We start from the raw sequence: 11854 nt of genomic DNA on the forward strand, positions 1-11854 counted from the left end.
CTTATTATTTAAGTAATTTTAGTTGAATAAAAAGTCAGGCATATAGACGAACGACCCCAGTTAATCTTTATCATATCACAAAAATTGTGATTTTGCCGCCAAAAATCCTTTAACGCGCGATTTTTTGAGGAGCTTCAGAAAATGAAAATGTTGATGATTTTCCACCCTAGGAAAAATGGATGGAAAAGTTCGATGAGGGAAAAACTCTCATTTTTTGGTGCTTCACATTTAAGACAATATTTCTGTATTGCTCTTGGGAAAATTCCTGCATATGAGCGATCACTTATTATTTAAGTAATTTTAGTTGAATAAAAAGTCAGGCATATAGACGAACGACCCCAGTTAATCTTTATCATATCACAAAAATTGTGATTTTGCCGCCAAAAATCCTTTAACGCGCGATTTTTTGAGGAGCTTCAGAAAATGAAAATGTTGATGATTTTCCACCCTAGGAAAAATGGATGGAAAAGTTCGATGAGGGAAAAACTCTCATTTTTTGGTGCTTCACATTTAAGACAATATTTCTGTATTGCTCCTGGGAAAAATTCCTGCATATGAGCGATCGCTTATTATTTAAAGAATTTTAGTTGAATAAAAAGTCAGGCATATAGACGAGCGACCCCAGCTAATCTTTATCATATCACAAAAATTGTGATTTTGCCGCCAAAAATCCTTTGACGCGCGATTTTTTTGAGGAGCTTCAGAGAATGAAAATGTTGATGATTTTCGGCTGAAGAAAAATGGATGGAAAAGTTTGATGAGGAAAAAACTCCCATTCTTGGATGCTTAACATTTAGGAAAATATTTCTGTATTGCTCTTGGGAAAATTCCTGCATATGAGCGATCGCTTCTGAATATAAAAAAAATTAGTTGAATAAAAAGTCATGCGTATAGACGAACAACCCCAGTTAATCTTTATAATATCACAAAAATTGTGATTTTGCCGCCAAAAATCCTTTGACGCGCGATTTTTTTGTTTAAGCTTCAGAAAATGAAAATGTTGGTAATTTTCCACCCTAGGAGGGATGGATGGAAAAGTTCGATGAGGGAAAAACTCCCATTTTTTGGTGCTTTACATTTAGGACAATATTTCTGGTATTGCTCCTGGGAAAAATTCCTGCATATGAGCGATCGCTTCTTATGTAAGGAAAAAGGGAAAAAATAGCTAGCTTATTGGATAACTTAACTTTTGAAGAAAATTGTTAACTAAACTAAGCGATCGCTTCACCGTAATTTTATCGCTACATATACAGGAATACCACACTATTATTCATTATTAAATCGGCTTACCCTGAAGCGGATTTGGTATGATAGACTATAGTTTAATTAATTCGATTATTAATCACTTTATACTCATTTCCTAAATTTTTATTCATAGTGAATTGTTCCATAGTTAGTCCAGGACAAAATCTCCAATCTTGGCAAAAAACAGGGTTAGAATTAGTTGCCAATATTTATGGTGGAAGAGATGTAGTATTAGCAATTGACTTAACAGAAAGTGTAGGCTTAAATGATGAAGGTCGTATCCGCTTGCGTCAGATAGTTCAAGATAGTTTGCGACCTGGAGATAAAGTCTATGTTGTACCTTTTGCGACAATTGTTAATCCCCTCAAACCACAAATTAATCCCTTGACAGTTGAAGGGGCGGTTAAATTTAATGGCAAACAAGATATTAGTAAAATTTTGGAGTTAATACCGTTTAAAGCAAATTTAACTCTACAAAATACGGATGTTCAAAGAGCAGAATTATTTATTTATCAAAACCTAGCTCAGATTAATCAATGTCGCTTAGAAAAAAATCAAGCGATTAAACCTCAGTCGGTAATTTGGATTACTGATGCTCCACTTTTAACTGCAGCAGGAATTGATTCAAATGTGTGGATAGAAACTCCGAGAGATAGCCCTTTTCGAGTAGAAAATTCTGAGGAAAGTGAACGGCGAATATCTTGGATTAATGCTTTACCTTTAAATAATAGAAAGCTGTTAATTAGAACAGAAAATGGTGAAGAATATCAACTAGCAGTTGTGGATATTGCTCCTACTGTTCAAGAATTTTGTACGCCAGCACCGGGAGGCAGGGAAACTTGTTTAGTTAATTCTTATTTAGGGAAATTATTATGGCTACCTGGGTTAATTTTTTTGTTGGTTTTTATAGGGTTTATAGTGGGGGTGAAAAAATGGATGAGTCTGCAAAAAAAATGGGAGTTAGTTGTTGATTTTACTGCTACTAAAATTGAGGAAGACCAAGTTTGTCGTTTGCCGAATAATAAAAGAATTGCTATTGGTGAATATGATGAATTTTGTGTTGATTCAATAGATACTCCCGGACCAGAAATCAGAGGTTTTTTAATCAGAAAAGGAAATCGACTTTATCTGGAACCAACTGGAGATGCAGAAATTTATCTTAATGGGAAAAAAGTTTCTATTCGTACTTTAATATCTAGTTCTCAAGTGAGGCTTAATTGTCCTTACGGAAGAAATCGCGATTATGAGATAATTATCAAAATAAAAAAATAGTATTAAAAGGTATAATTCAGCGTTCAGCTATCAGCTTTATTGCTTTTTAAGCAAGAATTAGGGTTGAGAGATTTCAAATAATTACAGCAATTTCGGAGGTGCGTGAGATACAAAATTTTATTGTTAAAAACTAGAAGCTTGTTATTAATTTTGGTAACACAAGCATCTTGCTTATTACAGGCTGGAAGCCTGTGTTACAAGGTATGATTCAGCGTTCAGCTATCAGCTTTATTGCTTTTTAAGCAAGAATTAGGGTTGAGAGATTTCAAATAATTACAGCAATTTCGGAGGTGCGTGAGGTACAAAATTTTATTGTTAAAAACTAGAAGCTTGTTATTAATTTTGGTAACACAAGCATCTTGCTTATTACAGGCTGGAAGCCTGTGTTACAGAGACAGAGATCAACCTTGAACTATACCTCATTTATCCTCATGCATTGCTGTAAAAGTAAAGATAAGTGTTCATTTCAGTTATCAGTACCTCTATGGAATAAGGAGGCTTGACATTAGGAATATTCTCTTTATTTTATCCCCTTAAAAGGGGAGGCTTTAGACCACAATTTTTCGGTCAAAATGTTTTTCTATTGAGATAAAATATTTTTTACGTTTGTTATGGGAAGTAAACAAATTTTCTTTTCTTCCCTACTCCCTATTCCCTAAAATTTTTTATTGCGGTTCTTGAAAGAGAAATGATATTATTGCTGATAGCTGATAACTAATAACTGAATACTTACAGCGGATTCCAAATTTATGTTGTACAAATATTAATGATAAAACCTTCTTCAACAATTAATAATGAATAATGAATAATTAATAATTAATAATTACCTCTTCTTTTCAAGGAGAGGATTGACTAATCATGAAAATTTTTATTTATTATCCCCTATCCAAGGGGAGGCTTTAAACCAGAATTTTTCGGTAACACACCCTTTTATGCTTTCATAGATGTATCATACTAAGATAGAATCTGCTGTATAAGCTGAGAGTTAAAAGCTAATAGCTGAATACTTATATTAAAGGAGATAAAAACCATGGTTCAATCAACCAGTAAAGAACGCCAGTCTAGAGGAATTAATCGCACTATTTGTATCGGAATAGGAGGTACTGGTAGAGATATTTTGATGCGAATTCGTAGATTAATTGTAGATAGTTATGGAGATTTGGAAAAACTGCCAATTGTGAGTTTTGTTCATATTGATACTGACAAATCAGCTAGTCAAATATCTGGTTTAAGAACTGGCAGTACATATCACGGAGTTGACCTTAGTTTTAAAGAATCTGAGAAGGTTAGTGCCACAATGAGTAGCAGAGATGTGGATAATTTTACTCAAGAATTAGAAAGACCTTCCACTTCTGAAAGAACAGGACCTTACGACCATATTCGTCGATGGTTTCCTCCTCAACTTAATCGGAATATTAAGGCAATAGAAGAGGGTGCAAAAGGAATTAGACCAATAGGAAGATTAGCTTTTTTTCATAACTATCGCAAGATTCAAAAAGCAATTGAAATAGCGGAACAAAAAACTAGAGGAAATGAGGGTATTTTACTAAAAGCGGGGTTAAGGGTAGATGCAGGAGTAAATATTTTTATTGTCGGTTCTCTTTGTGGAGGTACTGGCAGTGGAATGTTTTTAGATGTTGCTTATAGTTTGAGACATACCTACGGTAAGCAAAATACTAAAATTGTTGGTTATTTAGTAATTAGTCCTGAGTTATATGGCAACAATGCTAATATGAAAGCTAATACTTATGCAGCTTTAAAAGAACTAAATCATTACACTACTCCTGGTACAAAATTTGAAGCTTGTTACGATATACAAGACTTAGTAATTGTTGAAGAAGAACGACCTCCTTATGATTATGCTTATTTGGTTTCTAACGAGACAGCAGGAGGATATAAAATTCTTGAGCAACGTAAATTATGTAATGTTATTGCTCGTAAAATTGCTTTGGATTTTTCTGGAGAATTAGCACCTGTAGTTAAAGGGATGAGAGATAATTTTTTACAACATTTAATCCAGTATGATAGTCACCCTCGTCCTAATATTCAACGTTACTTAACTTTTGGCATGGCAGCTATTTATTTTCCACGGGATAGAATTGTTCAAATAGCTTTAAATCGTATTAGTTTGAATTTAGTTGATTTCTGGTTAAATGGTGAAGGTCAAAGCCCAGATCCGGTTTTATTATTGGAAAGATTTTTACTTCAATTTCGCTGGCATGATGACTTGCAAAAACGAGATGGATTGAGTAGAAGATTAGCTGAATCTGTGGAAGAATATAACAAGAATTTTAAAAGTACAATTGATGCTTGGAGAAATAAATTAGACAAGGCAATTTCTGAGTCTCAAAACAAGGATGACCGGATAGCATTACCACAACAATTGCCGAGAGAGTTTCGAGAGCAATTTAGAAAGGTTATTCCCGGAACAACTGATAGTAGTAGAGGAGTTTGGTTGACAAGGTTGCAACAAATTTGTCCGAAAATTACAGCAGACTTTCAACAAAATATTGATAGTTTTATTCTGGATTTGCTAAGTCCGAGTAATGAAAATTTTTCTATTAGAAGTAGTCGGGAGTGGCTAGAAGCAATCAAAAACGAACTAAATAATTATCAACGAGAAATTGAAGAACAAATTGTAGATTTTAATGGCAGTAAGACATTAGAAGACCTAGAAAGAAAATGGCAAGACGGGGAACAGATAATCGCAGATATTGAGAATAAATTTGAACTGCCTTTATTGGGAGGTAAGAATAGAGAATTTCAAGCTGAAGCTAAAAGAATAGTCAGACAAATTTGCGATTTAATTAAACATAATTTCCACTTGGTAGTTTTCCAAGAAACTCTCGAAATAGTAAGAGATTTACAAAATCATGTTGAAAATATTGCTAACCAACTAAGAGAATTTAGCAACTTAATCAATAACCTTAAAAGCGACTATGAAAAAGAACAGGCAGATTTAAAACAACTAGATTTTGATGAGATGAGTGGAGAAGCTATTTTTGCCGAGGAAGATATCAATAACTGTTCTCAAATTTTACTCCCTCCCGAAGAGCTAAAGTCACAACTGGTACGACTAAGTTCGGAAATTACTAAACCATCTGGAGACGGAAAATCAATTGCAATTTTTCTCAGAGAAAAAGTCAGAGAAGAAGAGCAAGCAAAACAAGAAATTAATCTCACAGTAGATCGGTTATTTGGAGTTCGGAGTACTAATATTGTTAATTCTGTAATTAAGCGTTTTCTGCAAAACTATTCTAGTACCGAAAGGAGCGATCGCTTCAAACAAATTATGCAGGAAGCTAAATCACTTTTACCTTTAGATTTTAATGCTCCTTACTTCAAAGATGACGATTCTAAATGCAGTCAATTAATAGGATTTAAAGATACCGATGATCAAGAAGTTAAACAATTTAAAAATATCTTGGTGCAAGATTTAGGAATTAAGGATCATACTCTCAAACCAACTCAAGCGGAAGACCAAATTTTAATAGTTAAAGAATATGCAGGTTTTCCCCTGAGACTAATTGCTAATATCGAGAAAATGAGAAATATTTACATTCGAGAAATGAATTCTCCTACTTCTTTTCTCCATAACCACAATTGGATTTTCTTTGCCGATATTATTCCTCCAGATGCAGCAATAATAGAAGAGTTAGAAGATATTTTTTATCCTTGTTTGGCTTTAGAATTAATTCAAAAAAATGGTGATAAGTTTGAATTTCCATATTACAATGATATGCGAGATGCTTATTACACTGCCGAACTTAGTTCATTTTGGAATCAAGCTTTAGAAAAATTAGCTAATCGACAGGATATGACTGAAGCGTTGAAAAGTATTCTGGATCGAGAAGTAGAAAAAATAGACGAACAACTCTGGGAAAACCATTATTTACCGAAGTTGCAAAAATTTGTTAAACAAATTGATAATTTACCAGAAGATGATCTTAATTATCCTTATAAAGATACAGTAGTTGGAACACCACCAACAACTGAAAATCCTGGAAAGGAAGGAGTTATCAATCGCTTTCGCCGTCGCATACAAGAAAAAGTAAAAAATGTACAATTACTTCAGTCAAAGTCTACTGTAAGAAAGGAAAATCAGGAAGTCATAAAAGATGAAATTATTGACATTGATGATGATTATTATTTCGAGAAGTCTCCAAATTATCGCGATAACCAACAGACTTCAGGAGATGACCTGATGGAAAAATTAAAGGATTTAGAAAGGATGAAAGAAAAGGGAACTTTGACAGATGCAGAGTTCGAGGCAGCTAAGAAAAAGATACTAGGAATTTAAGATAAAGGAGTTTTAATTATGATTGAATTATTCCAGCTAATTCCATTCCCATTGCTTATTTTGAGTATAGTATTAGTAATATTTCCCACTATATTTACTGCTATAGTGCGTATTCGACTCTACAAGCATTTAATATTTTTAAATGATAGAGTTAGAAGACTAATTAATGGGGAAAGTCCAGGAAAAAAAACCAGAATAATTGAGAATTTAGAAGCCAGATTTGAGAAAGCAAGTCAAAATTTAGAAGAAGTCAATACAGCAGCATTAGTAGATGGAATTTATAGCCAAGAAAAATTTGATTTTTTAGGATTTCGATTACGATGCCACCAATGGGATTACTTCTCTCAAGCATTACCTAACCTATTAATATCCTTTGGATTATTAGGTACTTTTCTTGGAATGACAATCAACTTATCAAGCTTAATTCAAAAAATTAATCAAGTTAAAACAACCAATACAAATGAATCAACCGATATAAATAACTTACTTGAGCAATTAGAAGACCCAATCCAAGGTATGGGAATTGCTTTTATTACTAGCTTAATTGCTGTAGCTTGTAGTTCCTTATTAACAGTAATTAATCTCCAATGGAATACTAATTTGGCAAGAGAAGATTTAATCAGCTATTTAGAAGATTACCTAGATAATATTTTACAACCAAGAATAGAAGGTAAAAGCAGACTCGATAAATCTGTTAACCTCATGGTAAAACAGCAAAATGACTTCTTAAACAGATTTCATGAAAATGTGACAAATGCAGTGGAATCATCCTTGGGAGAAATAGCAAGAGAAATTTCCCAAGGTAACAGAGAAGCAGCTAACCTCGCCAGACAAATTTATGAAAGATTTACTGAATCTTCTGGAACAATATCCAGGGCAGCAAGTGAATTTGAATCGGTTATTAATAACTTTCAAAATATTATTGCTGATGAGATGAAACCTACGGTAAAAAAATTTAATCGAGCATCTAAAACATTTAAACAAAGTCAATTTCCTAAAAAATTATCAGAAGCTTCTCAAAATTTAGCTACCATCCAACAAAATTTTTCTAACTCAACTTCTGCTTTAGAAGAAACAGTAGAAGTTATGAAAGAATCATCAATTACCTTGAATAACAACAGCGAGACTCTAGGAAGTTTAGCAGAGGAAATTATCAACCTTAATCAAAATTATCGTGAGGTACTAGAATCACATCAAATCAACCAACAATCTCTCCAAGAAATTATTCCTCAACTTAACGAAGGAGCAAACAATTTTGAGTCAGCATCCCAAATAATTCAAGACCTACAGAATCAGATTCAGGTTAGAGAAGAAAGTCTGGTAAAGATACAATCAGAACTAGCTAATCTTGTAGAAACATTGAAAGAAAATTCCCAAGAAGTCAATACAGAGATTCAAAATTTTGGTAGCAATCTAATTGATAAATTAGTTGAACAGGTGGGTAATAACAATCAAAAATATCAGACTTTAGTAGAAAAGTTCGGCAGTGACAATCAGGAGGTTCAAACACTGCTAGAAAAAATTGAAGAATCTGTAGGTTATTTGAGTGACATAAAATCTAAGCTTGACCAGCTAGAATCAACTTTAGAGTCACAAAATCTTGTGAGTAATATCCGAAATCTATTAAGAAAAAGTCAGTAATAAGCTAACAGGTTTTCTCATTTTTTAGAAGGCAAACAGCAATAATTATTACTTGTTGTAGTTGTATTGAATTCTCAAAAAAAATTATATTTTTAAGCAAATATTGAGGAGTAAAAATTATGAGTCGCCGCTCACGATATTCAAGGTTAAATAAAACTCTCAATGTCTGGCAATCTTTTACAGATTTGATGTCTAGCGCCTTTATAATTTTGAGCTTATTTTTGTTCCTGGCACTACTTAAATCGGGAGTGTTAAATAAAAATATTGGTATAGTAAATATTCAACTTCAAGAGGTTATAAGAGAGAATAAAATATTGAATAATGAATTAATAAAAAAAGACTCAGAAATTTGTAGATTAAAATCAGAAATTTCTAGCTTAAAATCAGAAATTTCTAGCTTAAAATCCCAGCCACCAATTGAAATTACAGAAGCATCTAACCGCAAATTTGCATCTGGTAGTGCCGAATTATCTGATGGATTAATTAATTTTATTCGCAACGATTTAGTAAAGCAAATCGAAAATTATGCTCAAGGAAAAGAAGGCTATATCGTACAAGTAATTGGTCATACTGATGGTCAACAAAATCTTTTTCAAGGAGGTAATTTAGATGATGAGTTAGAAAGAGTTGCTATTAGTAATAACAATATTAGTAATCTCACGCCAGGTTCAAATGCAGACTTAGGTTTAATGCGCGCTCTAGCAGTAGTAAAAGAACTTGAAAAAAACCCTCGTTTAAAGCAACTAGGATTAAAATTCCGAGCTTATTCAGCAGCACAACTTTATCTACCTTCAGGAGAATATGCGAGAGTAGAGCGCAGTCCACAGCAACAAAGACGGCGAATAGAAATTCGTTTCAGTCCACCTGCTGAGAGGCAATAGCTCCTGTGGACTTAATATAATATATATTCATACTTGACATAAGATAGCTTAATAAATGTTTGCTACAATTCGAGCATTATTAGGACTTACCCAGGCGAACCCAGAAACCGGGTTTTTTCCTCAATATCTAGAGACTTTAGCGATCGCTACTAATAACTAATAACTGAAAATGACCCGCTATTTTGGGACTTAAAAATTAAGTAGATTTTTCGATCCTAATTTCAGGTAGAATTTAACACAACCGTTGCCTAACAGAGAGAACCCAAATTGGGAGACTGAGTTTTTCATTTTACAGAAAAACTTAGTTTCTGAATCTTAAACTTATCAAGAGGAGTTTTACTCAATGGATGCTCTAGACGCAATTTATCAACGCCGCGCTGTAAAACATTACGATCCGAACCATAAAATAACACCCGAAGAAGAACAAAAACTTCTGGAGACAACAATTCAAGCTCCCACCAGTTTTAACATTCAACATTGGCGTTTCGTTATTCTTCGAGACCCAGAACTACGAAAACAAGTCCGACAACTTGGTTTCGATCAAGCACAAATAACAGAAGCTTCCTTGCTAATTCTCTTTACAGCAGATGTGAAAGCTTGGGAAAAAGAACCCGAACGCTACTGGAAAAATGCTCCAGAGCAAGTCGCCAAGCAACTTGTAGGTATGATAGAACCTTTCCATCAAGGACGTGAATGGCTACAGCGAGATGAAGCTCAACGTTCAATAGGTATGGCAATGCAAACCTTAATGTTAACAGCAAAAGCCATAGGTTATGATTCCTGCCCAATGATTGGTTTTGATATTGAGAAACTAGCAGAATTAATTAACTTACCCAAAGATCATGTAATGGGTCCTATGGTAGCTATTGGCAAAAAAGTTAAAGATTCTTGGCCAAAACCTGGACAGTTACCATTGAGTGAATTAGTTATTGAAAACCAATTCTAAAAGTCAATTAACCATAGTTCCGCTAATATAAACATGACTTACGCATTTTTGAGTCTTAAACACTATATATCTATAACGTCTTAGTTTTAGAACGCTATATATAGTGTCTATGCGTAAGTCCCGATCAACTAAATTCCTCCACCCCACACTAGAAATTTAAGTGCTAGTGTGGGGCATATATTTAATAATGTAGTAATGTAACCTCAAAAAATACCAAATATGATTAACGCTAACTTTCTAGCTGATACTGACCCCTTAGTAGCCGAACTAATTCAAAAAGAATACGGACGCCAACAAGACCACCTAGAACTAATTGCCAGTGAAAATTTTACCTCACCAGCAGTAATGGCCGCCCAAGGTTCCGTACTCACCAACAAATATGCCGAAGGTCTCCCAGGTAAACGTTACTACGGCGGCTGTGAATTTATAGACGAAATCGAACAAATAGCCATAGATCGTGCAAAAGAATTATTTGGAGCTGCCCATGCCAATGTACAACCCCATGCTGGTGCGCAGGCGAACCTTGCCGTGTTCCTCACCTTGTTACAACCAGGGGACACCATCATGGGAATGGACTTATCCCACGGTGGACATTTGACCCACGGTTCCCCAGTGAACATTTCTGGTAAATGGTTCAAAGTTCATCATTATGGTGTAAGTCAGGAAACAGAAGCTATAGATTATGACCAAGTTCTAGAATTGGCAAAGGAACATAAACCTAAACTTTTGATTTGCGGTTACTCTGCCTATTCTCAGATAATTGATTTTGAGAAATTCCGGGCGATCGCCGATGAAGTAGGAGCTTATTTATTAGCGGACATTGCTCATATTGCCGGGTTAGTAGCAACAGGTCATCATCCTAACCCACTCCCTCACTGTGACGTAGTAACAACTACCACCCACAAAACCTTAAGAGGGCCACGAGGCGGTTTAATCCTGACCCGCGACCCAGAATTAGGGAAAAAATTCGATAAATCAGTATTTCCCGGAACTCAAGGCGGTCCTTTAGAACACGTTATTGCAGGCAAAGCAGTCGCATTTGGGGAAGCTTTAAAGCCAGAATTTAAGACTTATTCCGGCCAAGTTATCGAAAATGCTACTGCTCTAGCAACCCAACTGCAAAAACGCGGATTGAAAATAGTTTCTGGCGGTACGGAAAATCACGTTATGTTAGTGGATCTAAGATCAGTAAGTATGACAGGCAAAAAAGCAGACAAATTGATGAGTGGGGTAAATATTACTGCTAATAAAAATACTGTACCTTTTGACCCAGAGTCTCCTTTTGTTACCAGTGGCCTCCGACTAGGTTCTCCAGCAATGACAAGTCGAGGGTTGAAAACTGCTGAATTTACAGAAATAGGCGATATTATTGCTGAAAGATTACTAAATCCAGAAGATGAAGGGGTAGCTCAAAAGTGTCGAGACAGGGTAGCATCATTGTGCGATCGCTTTCCTCTCTATCCTCATCTGATGGCTAAAGTTCCTAGTCTAGTCTAGTTTCATCTAGCAACTAGATAGGAGTAAATCAGTGTAAATAATAATAAAACGGCAGTCATTTGACCACCGCTT

General features: G+C 34.7%; 6 protein-coding genes. All 6 read left to right on the top strand.

What is annotated here, in order from left to right; all coding sequences use genetic code 11:
• The first annotated feature begins 1377 nt into the window (after positions 1 to 1377).
• The 6 genes from F6K40_RS00800 (at position 1378) to glyA (ending at position 11782) form a co-directional block, all read left to right on the top strand.
• Positions 1378 to 2517, top strand: coding sequence for a vWA domain-containing protein (locus F6K40_RS00800; protein ID WP_293130003.1), 1140 nt, complete (start codon positions 1378 to 1380; stop codon positions 2515 to 2517).
• Positions 2518 to 3547: 1030 nt separating this feature from the next.
• Positions 3548 to 6817 (top strand): tubulin-like doman-containing protein, encoded by a 3270-nt coding sequence (locus F6K40_RS00805; RefSeq protein WP_293130006.1) that lies wholly within the window; start codon positions 3548 to 3550, stop codon positions 6815 to 6817.
• An 18-nt stretch (positions 6818 to 6835) separates the two neighbouring features.
• Positions 6836 to 8458 (top strand): hypothetical protein, encoded by a 1623-nt coding sequence (locus tag F6K40_RS00810; RefSeq protein ID WP_293130009.1) that lies wholly within the window; start codon positions 6836 to 6838, stop codon positions 8456 to 8458.
• A gap of 119 nt (positions 8459 to 8577) precedes the next feature.
• Positions 8578 to 9339 carry a hypothetical protein gene (locus tag F6K40_RS00815; protein ID WP_293130012.1) on the top strand — a complete coding sequence of 254 codons (762 nt, stop codon included), beginning with the start codon at positions 8578 to 8580 and terminating at the stop codon, positions 9337 to 9339.
• Between the two features lie 343 nt (positions 9340 to 9682).
• Positions 9683 to 10285, top strand: coding sequence for a nitroreductase family protein (locus F6K40_RS00820; RefSeq protein WP_293130014.1), 603 nt, complete (start codon positions 9683 to 9685; stop codon positions 10283 to 10285).
• 219 nt (positions 10286 to 10504) lie between these two features.
• A complete protein-coding gene (gene glyA / locus F6K40_RS00825; RefSeq protein ID WP_293130017.1) occupies positions 10505 to 11782 on the top strand; it encodes a serine hydroxymethyltransferase in 1278 nt (425 codons plus the stop codon).
• Positions 11783 to 11854 lie beyond the last annotated feature (72 nt).

Source organism: Okeania sp. SIO3I5 (genome assembly GCF_010672085.1).
Taxonomy (GTDB): domain Bacteria; phylum Cyanobacteriota; class Cyanobacteriia; order Cyanobacteriales; family Microcoleaceae; genus Trichodesmium.